The organism is Pseudarthrobacter enclensis, from assembly GCF_030811655.1.
GTDB lineage: Bacteria > Actinomycetota > Actinomycetes > Actinomycetales > Micrococcaceae > Arthrobacter > Arthrobacter enclensis_A.
The window spans coordinates 202,339-218,859 of the sequence record NZ_JAUSRE010000002.1 but is presented as its reverse complement, the minus strand read 5'-3'; the positions used below and the strand labels follow the sequence as shown (position 1 = coordinate 218,859).

General features: G+C 66.1%; 17 protein-coding genes. 7 read left to right on the top strand and 10 right to left on the bottom strand.

Annotated elements, in window-relative coordinates; translation table 11 throughout:
• Window positions 1-103 precede the first annotated feature (103 nt).
• Genes J2X98_RS02715 through J2X98_RS02700 form a run of 4 tightly spaced genes read left to right on the top strand, consistent with a single transcriptional unit; the run spans window position 104 to window position 4,161 of the window.
• The gene (locus J2X98_RS02715) at window positions 104-1,354 is read left to right on the top strand and encodes a PTS transporter subunit EIIC (RefSeq protein ID WP_307304005.1); all 1,251 of its coding nucleotides are present in this window, start codon (window positions 104-106) and stop codon (window positions 1,352-1,354) included.
• Window positions 1,355-1,392: 38 nt separating this feature from the next.
• Window positions 1,393-2,172, top strand: a complete 780-nt coding sequence (nagB, locus tag J2X98_RS02710; RefSeq protein WP_307304003.1) for a glucosamine-6-phosphate deaminase — start codon at window positions 1,393-1,395, stop codon at window positions 2,170-2,172.
• Window positions 2,157-2,972 (top strand): copper homeostasis protein CutC, encoded by an 816-nt coding sequence (locus tag J2X98_RS02705; RefSeq protein WP_307304001.1) that lies wholly within the window; start codon window positions 2,157-2,159, stop codon window positions 2,970-2,972. The genes nagB and J2X98_RS02705 overlap by 16 nt, the downstream gene beginning before the upstream one ends.
• Window positions 2,962-4,161, top strand: coding sequence for an N-acetylglucosamine-6-phosphate deacetylase (locus J2X98_RS02700; RefSeq protein ID WP_307304207.1), 1,200 nt, complete (start codon window positions 2,962-2,964; stop codon window positions 4,159-4,161). The genes J2X98_RS02705 and J2X98_RS02700 overlap by 11 nt, the downstream gene beginning before the upstream one ends.
• Before the next feature lie 91 nt (window positions 4,162-4,252).
• On the opposite strand, the gene J2X98_RS02695 is transcribed toward J2X98_RS02700, so the two are convergent.
• From J2X98_RS02695 to J2X98_RS02660, 8 genes are all read right to left on the bottom strand, one after another.
• Entirely contained in the window at window positions 4,253-4,600 is a 348-nt protein-coding gene (locus J2X98_RS02695) for a hypothetical protein (protein WP_307303999.1), read from the bottom strand.
• 99 nt (window positions 4,601-4,699) lie between these two features.
• Entirely contained in the window at window positions 4,700-5,077 is a 378-nt protein-coding gene (locus J2X98_RS02690) for a low affinity iron permease family protein (protein ID WP_307303997.1), read from the bottom strand.
• 115 nt (window positions 5,078-5,192) lie between these two features.
• The gene (locus tag J2X98_RS02685) at window positions 5,193-6,020 is read right to left on the bottom strand and encodes an MBL fold metallo-hydrolase (protein ID WP_307303995.1); all 828 of its coding nucleotides are present in this window, start codon (window positions 6,018-6,020) and stop codon (window positions 5,193-5,195) included.
• Window positions 6,021-6,030: 10 nt separating this feature from the next.
• Complete coding sequence (locus J2X98_RS02680) at window positions 6,031-6,666, bottom strand: GyrI-like domain-containing protein (RefSeq protein ID WP_307303992.1); 636 nt, start codon at window positions 6,664-6,666, stop codon at window positions 6,031-6,033.
• A 77-nt stretch (window positions 6,667-6,743) separates the two neighbouring features.
• Window positions 6,744-7,622: a Rieske 2Fe-2S domain-containing protein gene (locus tag J2X98_RS02675; RefSeq protein WP_307303990.1), complete on the bottom strand. Its 879-nt coding sequence runs from the start codon at window positions 7,620-7,622 to the stop codon at window positions 6,744-6,746.
• 98 nt (window positions 7,623-7,720) lie between these two features.
• On the bottom strand, window positions 7,721-8,020 hold the full coding sequence (locus J2X98_RS02670) for a putative quinol monooxygenase (RefSeq protein WP_307303989.1): 300 nt from the start codon (window positions 8,018-8,020) through the stop codon (window positions 7,721-7,723).
• Window positions 8,021-8,079: 59 nt separating this feature from the next.
• Window positions 8,080-9,453: a cation:dicarboxylate symporter family transporter gene (locus J2X98_RS02665; protein ID WP_307303987.1), complete on the bottom strand. Its 1,374-nt coding sequence runs from the start codon at window positions 9,451-9,453 to the stop codon at window positions 8,080-8,082.
• A 175-nt stretch (window positions 9,454-9,628) separates the two neighbouring features.
• Window positions 9,629-10,648, bottom strand: a complete 1,020-nt coding sequence (locus J2X98_RS02660; RefSeq protein ID WP_307303986.1) for an Lrp/AsnC family transcriptional regulator — start codon at window positions 10,646-10,648, stop codon at window positions 9,629-9,631.
• Window positions 10,649-10,789: 141 nt separating this feature from the next.
• Here J2X98_RS02660 and J2X98_RS02655 point away from each other — a divergent pair, with 141 nt between their 5' ends.
• The gene (locus J2X98_RS02655; protein ID WP_307303984.1) at window positions 10,790-12,004 is read left to right on the top strand and encodes a M20 metallopeptidase family protein; all 1,215 of its coding nucleotides are present in this window, start codon (window positions 10,790-10,792) and stop codon (window positions 12,002-12,004) included.
• Window positions 12,005-12,062: 58 nt separating this feature from the next.
• Window positions 12,063-13,352, top strand: coding sequence for an MFS transporter (locus J2X98_RS02650; RefSeq protein WP_307303983.1), 1,290 nt, complete (start codon window positions 12,063-12,065; stop codon window positions 13,350-13,352).
• Between the two features lie 102 nt (window positions 13,353-13,454).
• On the opposite strand, the gene J2X98_RS02645 is transcribed toward J2X98_RS02650, so the two are convergent.
• Window positions 13,455-14,498: a LacI family DNA-binding transcriptional regulator gene (locus tag J2X98_RS02645; protein WP_307303981.1), complete on the bottom strand. Its 1,044-nt coding sequence runs from the start codon at window positions 14,496-14,498 to the stop codon at window positions 13,455-13,457.
• Between the two features lie 107 nt (window positions 14,499-14,605).
• Complete coding sequence (locus tag J2X98_RS02640) at window positions 14,606-15,493, bottom strand: hypothetical protein (RefSeq protein ID WP_307304205.1); 888 nt, start codon at window positions 15,491-15,493, stop codon at window positions 14,606-14,608.
• Window positions 15,494-15,686: 193 nt separating this feature from the next.
• Here J2X98_RS02640 and J2X98_RS02635 point away from each other — a divergent pair, with 193 nt between their 5' ends.
• Window positions 15,687-16,487 (top strand): hydroxypyruvate isomerase family protein, encoded by an 801-nt coding sequence (locus J2X98_RS02635; RefSeq protein ID WP_307303979.1) that lies wholly within the window; start codon window positions 15,687-15,689, stop codon window positions 16,485-16,487.
• The last annotated feature ends 34 nt before the right edge of the window (window positions 16,488-16,521 follow it).

Genomic DNA, 16,521 nt, shown 5'->3' with positions numbered 1-16,521 from the left:
CACCGGACCGTGGGATGAATCACACTGAACTGGTCATAACCAGACAGTACCGGCTGGAACCGTTTCTCCACAAGCCCCCATCAGAACCCGCAGAGGTGCAAACATGTCAACGTCCGAGACCACCGCCCTGGCTCCAGAGAAGAAGCCAAACCGGGCCTTCGCCACCCTTCAGCGGCTGGGCCGCTGCCTGATGCTCCCCATCGCAGTCTTGCCCGCTGCCGGCATCCTGCTGCGCATCGGCCAGGCCGACCTGCTCGGTGCCATCCCCGGTTTCGAGGGCGGCGCCGCGGTCATCTCCGCCGCCGGCAACGCAGTCTTTACCTGGCTGCCGCTCATCTTCGCCGTCGGCATCGCTGTCGGCTGGGCCAAGAAGGCAGACGGCTCCACCGCCCTCGCAGCAGTGGTGGGCTACATGGTGATCGACGGCGTCTTCAAGGCCATGTCCCCCCTGGTCCTCGACGGGCAGTTGGACCCCGCAGGAAAGCAGGCCATGATCAATTACGGCGTCCTCGCCGGAATCGTGGTGGGCCTGTTGTCCGCCGGACTGTGGCAGCGTTTCTACCGCACCAAGCTGCCTGACTTCCTCGGCTTCTTCAGCGGCCGGCGCCTGGTGCCCATCCTGACCTCCGTCACCAGCCTCGTGGCCGGCGTCGTCCTGGCCCTCCTGTACCCGCTCTTCAACGCAGGCCTCACCGCAGTAGGCCAGGCCGTGGCAGGCAACGCGGTACTTGGTGGCGGCATCTACGGCTTCGCCAACCGCATGCTGATCCCGGCCGGGCTCCACCACATCCTGAACTCCGGCGTCTGGTTCCTCATTGGCGACTACACCGATGGGTCCGGCCACCTGGTCCGCGGCGACCTCAACCGCTTCTTCGCCGGCGACCCCGCCGCGGGCACCTTCATGACCGGATTCTTCCCCATCATGATGTTCGGCCTGCCCGCCGCGGCCCTTGCCATCTGGCGCCACACCAAGCCTTCACAGAAGAAGATCGTGGGCGGCATCATGCTCTCCACCGCTCTCACGGCGTTCTTCACCGGCATCACCGAACCACTCGAGTACTCGTTCATGTTCGTCGCCTTCCCGCTCTACATCGTCCACGCAGCCCTGACCGGAACCTCCATGGCCCTGGTGAACGCACTGGGCATCCATGACGGCTTCACGTTCTCAGCCGGCCTGATCGACTTTGTCCTTAACTTCGGCAAGGCGCAGAACGCGTGGATGCTGATCCCGATTGGCCTGGGGTACGCGGCGATCTACTACTTCCTCTTCTCCTTCGTGATCAAGCGCTGGAACCTGCGCACGCCAGGCCGCGAAGACGACGAAGTAACGGTGGAAACCGAAGCCGCAAAGTAGTCCGCCAACACCAGCTCCAGCCGAAAGCATCAGACCGCATGGAAATCATCATTCTTCCCACCCCTGACGACGTTGCCCGCACGGCTGCGGACGCCATCGAGGACCAGGTCCGCCGTGGGCCGTCCGTCCTTGGACTGGCCACAGGCTCCACTCCCCTGGGCACGTACCGGGAACTCATCGACCGGCACCGCAATGGCGGGTTGAGCTTCGCAGCAGCCCAGGCCTTCCTGCTGGACGAGTACGTGGGCCTGCCTGCCAGCCATCCGCAGTCCTACCATTCCGTCATCCGGGCGGAATTCACGGCGAGCGTGGACTTCAATGCCGGTGCGGTCCATGGGCTGGATGGCATGGCCCGGGATCCGCAGGCGGAGGCCGCCGAGTATGAGGCCCGGATCGCCGCTGCCGGAGGGGTGGATGTCCAGATCCTGGGCATCGGGACGGACGGCCATGTGGGCTTCAATGAGCCTATGTCCTCGCTCGCCTCCCGCACCCGCATCAAGACGCTTACCCGGCAAACCCGCCTGGACAATGCACGCTTCTTTGACGCCGCGGAGGATGTGCCGGACCATGTGCTGACCCAGGGCCTGGGCACCATCCGGGATGCCCGGCACCTGCTGCTGCTGGCTATGGGCGAGGCCAAGGCAGAGGCCGTGGCGGCCGCCGTCGAAGGTCCCGTCGGGGCGTTTTGCCCGGCGTCGGCCCTCCAACTGCACCCGCACGTATCGGTACTGCTGGACGAGGCCGCCGCCTCGCGGCTCGCCCACCGCGGGTACTACCAGGACACCTTCAGCCGGAAGCCGGCATGGCAGGGACTCTGAGCTCCCGGCGGATTCCCGCGGCCCGGACCGTGCCGAAGCTGGAGTTGGCCGTGGAGAATGCCGACGGCGTCCGGCTGGCCGCCAAGGTCGGCGCGGCCCGCGTCGAACTGTGCGCAGCCCTGGCGGAAACAGAGGGCATCACGCCGAGCATCGGCACCATTGAGCAGGCATGCGGCCTTGGCTTTCCCGTCCACGTCCTGGTGCGTCCGCGGCCGGGCAACTTCTCCTATGCGCATGACGAACTGGATGTCATTGAGCGCGATGCCGTCGTGGCCCTGGCAGCCGGAGCCGCCGGAGTGGTGGTGGGTGTGCTGGCATCCGACGGCGGCCCGGATGTTCCCGCGATGCGCCGCATCGTGGCGGCAGCAAAAGCCGTGAAGCCGGATGCCGAGGTCACGTTCCACCGGGCGTTTGATGCCGCCCTGGCCGCCGGCATGGACCCGGCGGAAGCGCTCTCCCGGCTGGAGCAGGCCGGGGTCGACCGGGTCCTCACCAGCGGTGGCGGCCCCGACTGCGCCGCGGGGCTTGCCATGCTGGGCAGGATGGTGCAGGAGGGAGGCCGGAGCGCACCCTCGGTCCAGATCATGGCAGGCGGCGGTGTCACCCTGGCGCTGGTACCGTCGCTCATTGAAGCGGGAGTCCACGCAGTGCACACCTCGGCGCGCGCCCGGCGCTGGCGTGCTGAAGGCGGCGGGGAGAGGGCCGGCGGCGCCGCGGATCCGGACCTGGCCGCACGCATGGCTGCCGCAGTGGCCGCTGACGCAACCGAGGAACGAAGGACCTTCAATGATGGGCGATGACATTGTTCTCCGCGGCCGTATCGTCACCGCGTCGCTGGATATTGCCGACGGGGTGGTAGCGGCCGACGGCGGCCTGGTCACCTTCGCGGGGCCCGCGCAGGACTTCCCCGGAGAACTTCCGCCGGACGCACCCGCGGGCCAGGTCCTGGTGCCCGGCCTGGTGGACATCCACTGCCATGGCGCCTACGGTTCGGATTTCTCCGAGGGCGATCCGGACGGCGCCGAGCGGGCGGCACGCTACCTGCACAGCCGTGGAACCACAACGCTGCTGGCCAGCCTGGTCACCGGAGAGCCGGAGGACCTGGTCCGGAACCTTGGAATGCTGCGGGAGCTGGCAGGCCACGGGCTGATTGCAGGCTCGCATCTGGAAGGTCCGTTCCTCTCGGGGCAGCAGTGCGGCGCGCACGATCCCGGCCTGCTCCTGGAACCGGATCCGGTTTTAGTGGACCGCATGCTGGCCGCAGCAGGGCCAACCTTGGCGTCCATGACCCTGGCTGCCGAACTGCCCGGCGCCGCCGAACTCGCCGGCCGGCTTGGGGCCCGCGGCATCATCCCGTCCCTGGGACACACCGCCGCGGACCATGCGACCGCTGAGGGGTTCCTGGCGTGCGCGGCGGCGGCTTTAGACTCGGCCGGCAATCCCATCGGGAGGAAACGCCCAACGGTCACGCACCTGTTCAATGCCATGCCTCCACTTCACCACCGCTCCCCCGGGCCGATATCAGCGAGCCTGAGCGCTGCCCGGGCCGGGAAGGCGGTGGTGGAGCTGATCGCCGATGGCGTGCACCTGGCGCCGGAAACGGTGAAGCTGGTATTTGACCTGGTGGGGCCCCGGAACATCGCTTTGGTAACGGATTCCATGGCCGCTACCGGCCTGGCGGACGGACAGTACCGGCTCGGATCACTCTCCGTAACGGTGGCAGGCGGCGTAGCCCGCGTCGACGCTACGGGCGCCATTGCCGGCGGTACCAGCACGTTGCTGGACGTTGTCCGTTCCTGCGTGGCTGCCGGAGTTCCTTTCCGGGATGCGGTGACCTCAGCCTCGGCCGTCCCGGCATCTTTGTTGGGCCTCTCGTCGCACGTGGGCGACCTGCGGGCCGGGATGCAGGCCGACGTCGTCGTCCTTGGCCAGGACCTGAACCTCACAGCAGTGCTGCGAAGGGGCGAATGGGTCAGCGCACCCAGCTAGGGATTGGCCGTCAACTCCGGGGTGATCGTGCCCGGACCCGGCATAATCCGCAGACTGTCACCTGCGCCGGTTGCGGATCTATTGGTGCCGCTTAGTCCTTGTCGAGTTCCTCAAGCAGCGACTTTGCTGCCTTGGCGATGTCGTCGTGGTTGTTTTGGGCGGCCCGGCTTTCGATGGCCAGTATCGCGCACCTGTGCAGTCGGCGGAAATCCCCGAATGGGAAGCTGTAGCGGCCCTTCGTTTCGGGAGTCTTGTCGCTGTCTTCGCCCAGGTGCCAAGTGCCGTATTCCGCGTAGCCGTGCTTGTCTATGAACGCATTTTCCTGATCCGTGTCCGGGGCATGTTCGCTCCAGTCGTCGCGGGCATCGCGTGCGAATCTGGAGTCCTTGATCAGTTGCCGGGCGTGACGAAGTGCGGCGTCGTTCAGCTTGATGGCCATGAGGGGGGACCTCCGCCCTGTCGAAGTTTTCTTGGTCCAATGGATTTCAGGCTATTCAGCATGCTTTGGGATAGTCCAGCGGATACGGCGAGGACCAGGTTATCCGCCTTCTTCGGCGGCTTCCTCGATCCGGCGACGCTGTCGCTCGATTTCTTTCTCGCCTTCCTCTTCGGCCTCGTACAGCTTCGCGTTGCTGATCTTGAGTTCGAGCATTAAGGCATCGAGTTTCACATGCAAGGCTGCGGTGTCCCTGTTTTGGGTGTTCTGGATGATAAACACCATCAGGAACGTCACGATTGTGGTACTGGTATTGATGACCAGCTGCCAGGTGTCTGAAAAACCCAGCAGTGGCCCGGTCAACGCCCAGACGATCAGTACAGCGACGGCTAAGACAAACACCCAGGCGTGTCCTAGTATCTTGGCCGTCCTGGTGGTAAAGCGCGTAAAGACGTCCGGTCCGTTCTTGTCGATCGTCATGATGTTCTCCATTTGAGCACTCACTTTGTACGTACTCTGCTCATTGAGAACTCTAGACCCGAAAGCATCGTAGGAGTCGGACCCAGAATGGCAGCGGCACTTCGATAGCTGTGAGCTAGACAGCGCCGGGCGCTCCCGCGGCCCGGCGGCGAATCGCTATCCGCTGCTTTGGCTCCTTCGCGGCCAGGGCCCGCAACCGGGGAACGATCCCAAAAGCCAGGGGTTGCCCATGGCCGGGTGCCAGCAGGCGGGGTCCCAGTCCAGCCAGGCGGGTGACGGAGTCCTTGGCCAATTCCATGTTCCCCGTGGTGTACCAGGGCGGCCCGGACAGATCGGGCACCCCCAGCAGGAGTCCGCCTACCGAGTTCAAGTTCACGGTCACCACGGCATCACCGGTGATCAGGACAGCATCGCTGGATCGCCAGTAGGCAACGTGCCCTGGGGTGTGGCCCGGGGTAGGAACTGCAGCCCAGCCAGGCAGGCCCGGCAGCTCCCAGTCACCCGGCAGGCCGTGGACTACGTCGCTGATATCACCCGCCGCTTCAAGCCGACGGCGGGCACGCGCCGGGAGCGACCACAGGAACGGCGCAACGATCCAGCGGTCCAACGGCATTGAGAATTCAGGAACGTATTTGCCCGCCGCCATGGGCAACTCGGCCTTGTGGACGTACACCGGCACGTCCCACAGCCGGGCGAGGGCACCGGCAGCACCGGAATGGTCGGGATGGATGTGCGTCAGGAAGATGGCGTTGGGGACATTCCCAGGGCCGAGCACCCGTTCCACCGCCCGATGAACCGGTTCCGCGCTGCGGGCCCAGCCGCAATCAACAAGGGCCCAACTGGGACCGGACCTGATGAGATATAGATTCACGGCCAAGGGACCGGACCCTGCGGTCATCATCAGTACGCCGGAGGCAATCTCCCGCGGCTCGGTCAGGCGCATGATCGGGCCTTCACGCCACGGGATGGCGGATCAGTGTGCGCAGCTTGTCAGGCGCACTGCGGCGGGGGTCGCCCAAGTAGATCTCATGGTGTTTGCCATGGACCTTCAACCCGGCGGCCGTTATGGCCGCATCCAGCACGGCGATGGTGCCGGCCTCATCAGCATAAGGACCCACGTGGAGCGTCTGCGCGCAACGGCCTTCTTCCCACCGTTCGAAGCGCAGGCGGTCCAGTGCAGGGAGTTTTTTGCCGCGGGACTGCTCCCTGGCCTGCTCCAGCAAGGCTTCATCGATGGGATCGGGCTGCACCATCATGGCCTGCCACCGCCATGACCCGCGGCCGGTTCCCGGGAGGCCGCCGAAGCCAGCTGTCACGGCCTCCATGGAGTCCTCATCCCCGGCCCCATCCAACCACCACAACGCTTCCAGCGGCATCACTTTCGTGAGCTCGCCGGTCTGCTTCTTGAGCCCGAAATGCGCAGCGTAGCTCACCGTGAAGAGCGCCTGGAGCGCGTCGGCGAATTCCGGTCCTTCCGGGTCACCCTGGCCCGGCATGAGGGCGAAGAGCAGCGAAGGAACGTCGATGAAGTCGACCGACCCTTTCCGCCCCTTATAGAGGACCGACACGTCCTCGCGAAGATCGCTCACCTGGCATCCAACTCCCCTGGACCCCCACGGACAAAGTCTTCCGCCGCCCGGCCGTCCCCGGTAGGGCCGAACGGCCTCTACCCGTCCGCCCCGGGCAGGCAGACTTCCACGAGTCCGCTGGTGACGCGCGTCTGGAAGACGGGCTGCCGGGAGGTGGCGGGGCCGGCTTTCACCTCGCCGGTGCGCAGCGAGAAGGTGCTCCGGTGCCAAGGGCACACGACGCACGGGTCACCGCCGTCGTCCTTGATCTTGCCTTCGTGCAGCGGTCCGGAAAGGTGGCTGCAGACGTCGGAGAGCACGTTGACGGTGTCGCCGTCGCGGTGAACCAGCAGCGGAATGCCTGCCACGGTCTGCTTGTGAAGTCCGCCCTCGGGCAGTTCCGCCAGCGGGATGAGCGGGTGCCAACCCGACGGGAAGCGGTGCGGGATTTCCTCGCTGTGGTTGACCCCTGCCGCCTGCCGGTAGGAGAGGTGGCCGCCGAGGAAGCCGCCGGCACTGACCATGGCAAGCCCGAGGTAAGCGAGCACCTTGCCGCTGCCTTGGCTGCCCCTGGCCCGCTGGACCAGGGACGCGACGTAGAGGCCCGTCGCCGTAACGTTGGCGGCTGCGTGCACCAGGCCAACCCGCTGCTGCTGGGGGTGGAGTTGGGACCAGTCGGTGAACCCGGCGAGCGCGGGCGGGAGCACGCTGGCAGCGCCCACGCCAATCAGCAGCCTCGCTGCCTTCTCACCACCTGGGACAGCATCGAGCACACCGGCCGAAAGCCACGCACCGATGGGAACCTGGACAGCGAGGGGATGCACCGGGTGGCCGATGGGGACGCCGTGCAAGATATCGCGGGCCCATTGGGGCTTGATGACCTTTTTGACGGCTTTCCGGACGCTCTTGGCCAGCGGGTCAAGCCATTCGGCGTCCTCAAGGCGGGTGACAAGCTCAAGTGCGGGCAACGGTTTCATGTGTCCCCCTTACCCCGAATGAGGTCGAACACTCATCACGGAACCCCCATGTTTCGAGGCAGCACCAGGGGCGGACGAAGCGACGCCGGGTTCCGGGGTCACCGCAGCGGCGACCCCAGAACCGTGAACCGGTGGCCCGCTGTTTCCCCTGACAGCAACGGCATGGCTTCGTCGATGGCAGCGCGGGTACTGTCCAGCTGCAGCGACGCTTGGTGCGCCTCCGCCGATTCCCACAGTTCGGAGACGAACACCGCGTCCGGAACGTCCTCATTGACCCCCACTTCGTAGAGCAGGCAGCCTGCTTCCCTCAGCCCAGGCTTGGGCCGGAGCAGGATGGCCACGAGGGCGTCGCGCCGGCCGGGCTTGGTTCCGAGCATTCCCACGTTCGCAAAAGTCATAGGGACAGTGTGCAGCACGGACCAGACACCAGCACCGACCGGACCACGACGTGATGCACCTAGCGCGCCGCGGCGGGAGCGGCCGGCAGCGGGGCCACGGATGGCTGTTCTGCGTCGTCGGTGGCCGTGTCGCCACCGGTAAATGCCCGCAGCATCGCCTCGCGGTCGAACTGGCCTTCCCATTTGGCCACCACGAACGTGGCCACGCAGTTGCCCAGCAGGTTCACCACCACACGCATGGAGTCCATCAGCCGGTCGGCGCCCAGGAGCAGGGCTACTCCGGCCACGGGGAAGATCCCCAGCGCCCCTGCCGTGGCAGACAGGGCAAGGAAGGCCGATCCTGGAACTCCTGCCATGCCCTTGGATGTCAGCATCAGGATTCCCAGGGCCGCGAGTTGCTGTCCCAGGTCAAGGTTGTAGCCGAAAGCCTGGGCCAGGAAGAGCAAGGAGATGGACAGGTAGATTGCGGCGCCGTCCAGGTTGAAGGAGTAGCCGGTGGGGACCACCAGTCCGGTGGTGGCCCGGGAGCACCCGGCGTTGGTCAGCTTGGTCATGATCCGCGGCAGGACCGACTCGGTAGATGCCGTGCCCAGTGCCAGGAGGAACTCCTCCCGGGTGTACCTCAGGAACTGCCACAGCGGCACTCGGGGGTAAACCCACGCCACCACGAACAGCAGCCCGATGAACACCACCGCCGCGCCGTAGCAGGCGCCGACCAGCACCGCGTACGTCCCCAGGGAGTCGAGGCCGTACTGGCCAATGATGAAGGCCATGGCCCCGAACGCGCCGATCGGCGCCACGCGCATCACCCAGCCCATGATCTTGAAGAACAGTTCCAGCACGGTTTCCATCAGGGTGATCACCGGCAGGCAGCGCTCGCGGCCGACGACGACGATCGCCGCCCCGAAAAACACGGCGAAACAGAGGACCTGGAGGAGGTTGTTGCTGGCGAAGGCGCCCACGACGCTGGTAGGGATGATGCCGAGGACGAAAGCGCCGGCATCCTTGGGCGGGGCGGTGGCGGTCTTGGCGTTGAGGGCGTCCTGAGACAGGGTGGCAGGGTCGATGTTGAGCCCCGCTCCCGGCTGGACCAGGTTGGCCACCACCAGGCCGAAGGCCAGGGCGAACAGCGTGGCACCGGTGAAGTAGGCCAGCGCCTTGATCCCAACCCGGCCCACTGCCCTAACGTCACTGACGGCCGCGATGCCCGTGACGATCACCAGGAAGATCAGCGGGGCGATGATCATCTTGATGAGCTGGATGAACCCGTCGCCGAGCGGCCGGAGCCCTGCGCCGAGGGCCGGCCAGAAGTGCCCGACCAGCACACCCGCCACCACCGCCACGAGGATCTGGACGAAAAGGGAGGCGTACCACGGCTTCCTGCGGGCATCGGCGGTCGGTGGCGTCAAGGTAGCGGGCGGGAAGGTCTTCATGCTCTGTGCCTGTTCGTCAGGAGGCAGGCCGCCGGAGGCGGGAACTGCTTCGGGAGGCGGCGCAATGGACGCCGATGGTCGTCCCAAACTAGAAAACCCATGTTTCCGGAAAGATAAATCCGTAATGCGGAAGTATTAAGCTGGCGCCGAGAAGCATCTGCGCCGCCCGGCCTCGTCAGTCTGCGGCGCCCAGGCTTCCGGCGTGCACGACGGCGCCACTCGCCGTCGTATCTTGCTTAAGCATCCAGCCCACCCGCTTGACCGTCCGCAGCATCACCGCGCTTTCAACGATCTCTATGCCAGGGACCTTCTGCTGCAGCGCCAGTTCGGCGGACATAACATCGGCCAGCGTATGAAGCCACATGATGATCACGAAGTTTGTGGGTCCGGTGGTGGAGGCGCTGAGGCGGACATTGCTGATGGTGCGGATTTCGGCGGCTGCCGCCTCATGCTGGCCCGCCGGGACATTGACGAACCACTGGCACGTCACGGGGAACGACGAGTAGCGTTGGGCAATCTCGCAGCGGAACGACAGGATGCCGCTGGCCAGCACCCGGTTCAGCTGGCGCTGGACGGTGGCAGGATGCCGGCCAAGGGAGCGGGCAATGTCCGCGGCCGTGGCCCTGCCGTCACGGGCCAGGAACGGCAGCAGGTCAAGGTGGCTCTCCGGGAGCTGGGTCGCCTGGGCGGACTCCGGGCCCGCGGGGGATGCAAGCGTCCGGAGCGTTGCCAACTGGGAGCGGCTCAGGACGTTCAGCCGCCAGTCGTCGCCGCTGCTGTGCAGCCGGGTGCACAGGGCCACCTGGTATTTGGTCAGCCCCTCCACGGTTTTGAGCCGGGAGATGATCTTCTCGCTGAACTCCTCCAGCGAGCGCGTGATCACGGTCAGCATCAGATCCCGGTTGCTGGCCGCCTCTTCCACGGTAACGATCTCCGGAACAGCCGCAAGCTCCGCCGTGACACTGTCCCGCCGGTGCATCTCGCAGTCCACGGCCACAAAGGCGAGGAGCATCTGTTTGGGGTCGCCTGCCAGATGCGCCGTCACCCATGCGGCCCCGCTTGAGGTCAGCCTCTCCCAGCGTGCGGCCAGCGTGGTGGCATGCACGTCGAGCACCTTCGCCGCATCAGACCAGCCAAGCCTCGGCCACGCCTGCAGGACCTGGATGAGCGCCAGGTCCTCCTCACTGAGCTCCATCTGCCACCATTTCCTCCCGCTGCGCGAATCCTGCTCACACCCCGTGCCTGGTGGATAATTCCAGCGCTTTCGGGGGATGTGAACCACGCCACTTCAGAATAGTCCCCAAGCCCCTGATGCCTAATTCCAAGGAGTAGCCACGTGCCCATTACCGACGACGCCAAGGACCTGCAGGAAGACCTGGTCCGCCTCCGCCACGACCTGCATCGGCAGCCGGAAATAGGCCTCCACCTCCCCCGGACGCAGGAGCGGGTCCTTGAGGCGCTGGACGGCCTGCCCTACGAGATCACGCTGGGCAAGGAAACGACCTCCGTCACGGCAGTCCTTCGGGGTGGGAATGCCGGCGGACAGAGCCCGGCCGTCCTCCTCCGGGCGGACATGGACGGACTGCCCGTGCAGGAGAAAACCGGGGTGGCTTTCACCTCCCGGGCCGACGGAGCCATGCACGCCTGCGGCCACGACCTGCACACCTCCATGCTCGCCGGAGCCGCCACGCTCCTGGCGGAGAAGCGGCACCAGCTTCAGGGCGACGTCGTCCTCATGTTCCAGCCCGGCGAGGAAGGGTACGACGGCGCCAGCTACATGCTCCGTGAAGGCGTCCTCGACGCCGCCGGCGCCCGGGTCAGCGCGGCCTACGGCATGCATGTGTTTTCGTCACTGGAACCGCACGGCACCTTTTGCACCAAGCCCGGCGTCATGCTCAGCGCCTCTGACGGGCTGGAGGTCACAGTGCTCGGCGCCGGCGGCCACGGCTCCGCCCCGCACTCGGCGAAGGATCCCGTCACGGTGGCCGCGGAGATGGTGACGGCACTTCAGGTGATGGTCACCCGCCAGTTCAACATGTTCGATCCGGTGGTCTTGTCCGTCGGCGTGCTTCACGCCGGGACCAAACGCAATGTCATCCCCGAAACCGCCCGGATCGAGGCCACCATCAGGACGTTCTCGGACGCGTCGCGGCTGAAGATGATGGACACCGTACCGCGCCTGCTCAAGGGGATCGCGGCAGCGCACGGGCTGGAAGTCGCCGTCGACTACCTGCAGGAGTACCCGCTCACCATCACCAACGAGGACGAAACCCACACGGCCGAAAAGGTGATCACTGAGCTCTTTGGCGAGCGCCGCCTTTCACGCTGGGCCACCCCGCTGAGCGGTTCGGAGGACTTTTCCCGGGTGCTGGACGAGGTGCCCGGAACTTTCATCGGGCTCAGCGCCGTTGCCCCGGACGGCGACCACGACGCCTCGCCGTTCAACCACTCACCGTACGCAACCTTCGACGACGCCGTGCTGGCTGACGGGGCCGCGCTCTATGCGGAACTCGCCATCTCGCGGCTGGCCACACTCGCCAAAGCCTTCTGAACAACCGGCAGCAGCGCCGCTGCCGACCCCCCAGACCCAACCGACCAGGAAGAAGACCATGTCAGTTGCAGTAAGCAAGCCCCAGACTGGACGCATGTCCACCGCCAAGACCATCGTTGGCACCGGCATCGGCAACGCCGTCGAATGGTACGACTGGGCCATCTACGCCACCTTCACCCCATTCATCGCCAGCCAGCTGTTCAGCAAGGAGGACCCGGCGTCGGCCGTGCTGTCCACCCTGGCGATCTTCGCCGTTGGATTCGTCGCGCGGCCCTTCGGCGGCTTTCTCTTCGGATGGATTGGTGACCGCATTGGCCGCAAGTCCTCCATGACCCTCGCCGTTGGCCTCGCCTCGCTGGGCAGCCTGATGATCGGCGTTGCCCCCACCTTCACCAGCGTCGGAGCCTTCGCTTCGCTGATGCTGCTGGCGGCCCGCTTGGTCCAGGGCCTGGCGCACGGCGGTGAGCTGCCGTCGTCGCAAACGTACCTGTCCGAAATGGCCCCGCGGGAGCATCGCGGCTTCTGGGCCACCCTCATCTACACGTCCGGAACCGTGGGAATCCTGTTCGGTACCCTCCTGGGCGCCGTGCTCAATATGGCCCTGAGCACCGAGGCGATGAACGCCTGGGGCTGGCGCGTGCCGTTCCTGATCGGTGCCGCCATGGGCCTGTACGCGCTGATCATGCGTTCGCGGCTGCACGAAACCGAAGCCTTCCAGGGCGAGGCCGCCACCGCAAAGCGCGCCCCGATCTGGCCGCAGATTGTCCGCTACCGCAAGCAGGCTCTCCAGGTCATCGGGCTGACCGTTGGCCTCACCGTCATCTACTACATCTGGGGCGTAGTGGCACCGAGCTACGCCACCACCGCCCTGAAGATCGACCGCGGCGAGGCCCTGTGGGCAGGCGTGGTCGCCAACATTGTCTTCATCGCGGCCCTCCCGGTCTGGGGCAAGCTCTCCGATCGCATTGGCCGCAAGAAGGTTCTCTGGGCCGGAGCAATCGGTTCCGCGGTGCTGCACTTCCCCATGACCTGGCTGCTTAAGGATTCGGCCTGGCAGCTGGCGGTAAGCATGTCCGTCATGCTGGTCCTCGTCGCCGCGAGCGCCGCCATTGTTCCGGCCGTGTATGCCGAACTGTTCCCCACGTCCATCCGCACCGTGGGAGTAGGCGTTCCCTACTCCATCTGCGTGGCAGTGTTCGGCGGCACGGCTCCTTACCTGCAGCAGTGGCTGGGCTCTTCGCTGGGGGCGCCGCAGGTGTTCAACGTGTACGCGGTGCTGCTGCTGGTGATCAGCGCGGCATTCGTGTTCACCATCCCTGAAACCAGGGGCAAGGACCTGACCCACTAGGCCCAGCCCTTTCAAAAAGGTCCCCGGCGCGTGTTAGCCGGGGACCTTTTGCCGGTGCTGGAGTTTGGCCGCTGCTGGGCAGTGCCTGTCTTTGAGCGCCGCTTAGTGCCGCGGTGCCGCCACGGAGTCCCGGGTCACCACCGGGCAGCCCAGAATAGTGGGGGAAAGTGCGGTCCGCGAAAGGTCCACTTTGCCCTCGATGCCGTTAATGAGTTGTTCGGCGGCCCACGCACCCATCCCGTAATGGGGAAGCGCCACGGTGGTGAGGCCGGGATGGAGGTTGGCGGCAATCAGTTCCTGATCATCAAAACCGACAATCGACAGGTCTGCGGGAATGGCAAGGCCCAGCTCAGCGGCAGCGCGGTATGCGCCCATGGCCATCTCGTCGTTATAGCAGAAGAGGCCCGTGGGCCGGCGCTCCCGGGCCAGCATACGGCGGGCTGCCTCGTAGCCACCCGGCACGCCGGCGGTTTCCGTCTCGACAGGTGCGGCATCGCCGTCGAGCCCTGCTTCCGTGAGGGTCGCACGGAAAGCCCGGAGCCGCTGGCGTGTCGACGGTACATCGACGGTGTTGTTGATGAAGCCCACCCGGGTGTGGCCCGCATCGAGGAGCGCGCGAACAGCCGCCCGGGCGCCACCTTCCTCATCCGGAATGACGGCCGTGATGTTGCCGCCTGCGGCCACGGAGTCGACCAGGACGGAGGGCACGTTCCCCAGGTTGTCCGGCAGTTCCACGTTCCGGTGGTCCATCGTGGCGTAGAGGATTCCGTCCACGCGGCGGTCCAGGAGGGCCGCGACGTCTGCCTGCCGGGATTCAAGGCTGGCGGAGCCGGAGGTGTTGATAATCATGAGGTTGTAGCCGCGGGCTTTGGCGGCCTCGTCGGCACCCAGGATGATGCGGCCCGCGTGCGGCGTGGTGGCGATATCCTCGCTGACCAGGCCCAGCATGCCTGTCCGCTGGGTACGAAGGGCCTGGGCCAGCCGGTTTGGGCCGTACCCCAGCTGCTCCGCGGCGGACCGTACCTTGTTGCGCGTTTCCGCGCTCACCCTGGCGTAGGACACATCATTAAGTACGTGCGACACAGTCGTCACCGAGACACCGGCCGCTGCTGCCACGTCCTTGATGCCGACGTTCTTGTTACCCATCTGTGTACAAATTCCTCATGGTCGGCGATGCCCCTTGGGTTACCAGTAGGCTACTCGCTGCCGGTGCTCCGCCTGCAATGGCCCAGGGGCAGCGGCAAGGAACCTGATCAGGCGCCGACCGGCAGTACCAGCAGGTACCCGGCCGGCAGGGCACTGCTCCAGCGGCGCGGCTCGCGGACCACGAACTGCGTGGCCAACTGTTCCGGGGTGAGCAGGGCGTTGGGTGCGGGCGAAGGCCCCCACTGGCCGCTGCCGTAGGGGTACAGCGGATCCAGGACGCGGATGCCGGTCACCGAAAACGCGGGAAACTGGCGGGGGTCACCAGAGGACTCGAATCCGCTCATCACCCACGCGTGCCGCCCACTCCACATGACCAGCCCCACCGGCCGCCCTGTAACCGTCAGCGCGCTTGCCGCGGTGCGCAGCGCTTCCTCATAGCCTGGAATGCTCACCACGCGGTATGGTCCCATCCCGGCTTCGGTCAGCACCTGCGCCCAGCCGAAGGGGTTCGCGCCGTTGAACGAATCGGACGAGCGGGCACGGGCCATCTCCCACAGTTCATTCTGCTGGGCCCGGTCCGCCCACGTTCCACCCCCGGTTGCGTCGATAAGGTTGTGGGCCATCTGGATGCTCGCGGCGACACACCAGTCGAAGGTGTACTGGGGAACGAAGTCGCCTTCCCGGTAGAGGTCCAGGGCGAACGGCTGCGGCGCCGGCGCGGGAGTGGGTGCCGGAGCCAGTGACGGAGAGGGCGCGGGGGCGGCGGCCGGCGCGGGGGCCGAAGCTGCCGTTGGGACGGACGTCGGTAAAGGTGCAGGCGCGGTGCCATCCCCGGCGGGGTTTGCCCCGGGCGTGGAGGAGGCCGGGACAGCCGTGGCAGCATCCTGTGCTGGAGCGGTCACAGACTGCGGGAGGCCCGCCCCTTGGGTACAGCCGGCAAGGATTGCCGCCAAGGCCATCAGCCAGACCAGAAGACGCAGGCGGGCGCCGGCCATGATCGCTCCCATCCATTCCAGTAGAGCGGGCTTACTCCATACCAGTCTCATGCCCGCGGCTCCCCTTGACTACCCCACCCCATTTTCCCTACACTTTTCATAAAGCAGAATCTAAATTCCACAAAGCGGAAACGGTAAGGATGCCGGAAGCAACGGAAGATAGATCAAAGCCCCTCCCCCGGAAGGACCTACGATGACGTACACAGTGAACTGCTCCATCCTCCTCACGGAGCTTCCCCTGCTCGAGCGCCCCGCCGCCGCCAAGGCCGCCGGCTTCGACGCCGTCGAGTTCTGGTGGCCCTTCGAGACCTCCGTCCCGGCGGACAGCGAGGTCACCAAGTTCGAGAACGCCATCAAGGACGCCGGGGTCCAGCTCACCGGGCTGAACTTCAACGCGGGCAACATGCCCGGCGGCGACCGCGGCCTGGTTTCCTGGAAGGGCCGGTGCTCGGAGTTCAAGGACAACATCGACGTCGTGGCCGGCATCGGCGAGCGCCTGGGCTGCAAGGCCTTCAATGCCCTCTACGGCAACCGGCAGGATGAATTCGCCCCGGCAGAGCAGGATGAGCTGGCCGTCAAGAACCTGGCGGCAGCAGCCGAAGGCGTTGCCCGCATTGGTGGCACCGTCCTCCTCGAACCCGTCAGCGGCGCACCCAGGTACCCACTCCTCACTGCCGACGACGCACTGAAGGTCATCGCCCGCGTCAAGGCGGAGGCCGGCGTCGAGAACGTCAAGCTCCTCGCCGATTTCTACCACCTGGCCGTCAACGGCGACGACGTCGAATCCGTCATCGAAAACCATGCCAAGGACTTCGGCCACATCCAGATCGCCGACAACCCCGGCCGTGGCGCCCCCGGCACCGGCACCCTGCCGCTCGGCGAATGGATCGCCCGCAGCCGCGAACTTGGCTACGAAGGCTACATCGGTCTGGAGTACAAGGAACCGCAGGAGACGGCCTTCAGCTGGGCGATCCGCGAGCACTCCGCACGCTGACCACCGCCGTACACCGGCAAGACCATACAGACTT

Bases quoted from the DNA above. Each gene is read 5' to 3' on its own strand.
- J2X98_RS02715 (WP_307304005.1), top strand. From the start codon at position 104: ATGTCAACGTCCGAGACCACCGCCCTGGCTCCAGAGAAGAAGCCAAAC.
- nagB (WP_307304003.1), top strand. From the start codon at position 1,393: ATGGAAATCATCATTCTTCCCACCCCTGACGACGTTGCCCGCACGGCT.
- J2X98_RS02705 (WP_307304001.1), top strand. From the start codon at position 2,157: ATGGCAGGGACTCTGAGCTCCCGGCGGATTCCCGCGGCCCGGACCGTG.
- J2X98_RS02700 (WP_307304207.1), top strand. From the start codon at position 2,962: ATGGGCGATGACATTGTTCTCCGCGGCCGTATCGTCACCGCGTCGCTG.
- J2X98_RS02695 (WP_307303999.1), bottom strand. From the start codon at position 4,600: ATGGCCATCAAGCTGAACGACGCCGCACTTCGTCACGCCCGGCAACTG.
- J2X98_RS02690 (WP_307303997.1), bottom strand. From the start codon at position 5,077: ATGACGATCGACAAGAACGGACCGGACGTCTTTACGCGCTTTACCACC.
- J2X98_RS02685 (WP_307303995.1), bottom strand. From the start codon at position 6,020: ATGCGCCTGACCGAGCCGCGGGAGATTGCCTCCGGCGTACTGATGATG.
- J2X98_RS02675 (WP_307303990.1), bottom strand. From the start codon at position 7,622: ATGAAACCGTTGCCCGCACTTGAGCTTGTCACCCGCCTTGAGGACGCC.
- J2X98_RS02670 (WP_307303989.1), bottom strand. From the start codon at position 8,020: ATGACTTTTGCGAACGTGGGAATGCTCGGAACCAAGCCCGGCCGGCGC.
- J2X98_RS02665 (WP_307303987.1), bottom strand. From the start codon at position 9,453: ATGAAGACCTTCCCGCCCGCTACCTTGACGCCACCGACCGCCGATGCC.
- J2X98_RS02660 (WP_307303986.1), bottom strand. From the start codon at position 10,648: ATGGAGCTCAGTGAGGAGGACCTGGCGCTCATCCAGGTCCTGCAGGCG.
- J2X98_RS02650 (WP_307303983.1), top strand. From the start codon at position 12,063: ATGTCAGTTGCAGTAAGCAAGCCCCAGACTGGACGCATGTCCACCGCC.
- J2X98_RS02645 (WP_307303981.1), bottom strand. From the start codon at position 14,498: ATGGGTAACAAGAACGTCGGCATCAAGGACGTGGCAGCAGCGGCCGGT.
- J2X98_RS02640 (WP_307304205.1), bottom strand. From the start codon at position 15,493: ATGGCCGGCGCCCGCCTGCGTCTTCTGGTCTGGCTGATGGCCTTGGCG.
- J2X98_RS02635 (WP_307303979.1), top strand. From the start codon at position 15,687: ATGACGTACACAGTGAACTGCTCCATCCTCCTCACGGAGCTTCCCCTG.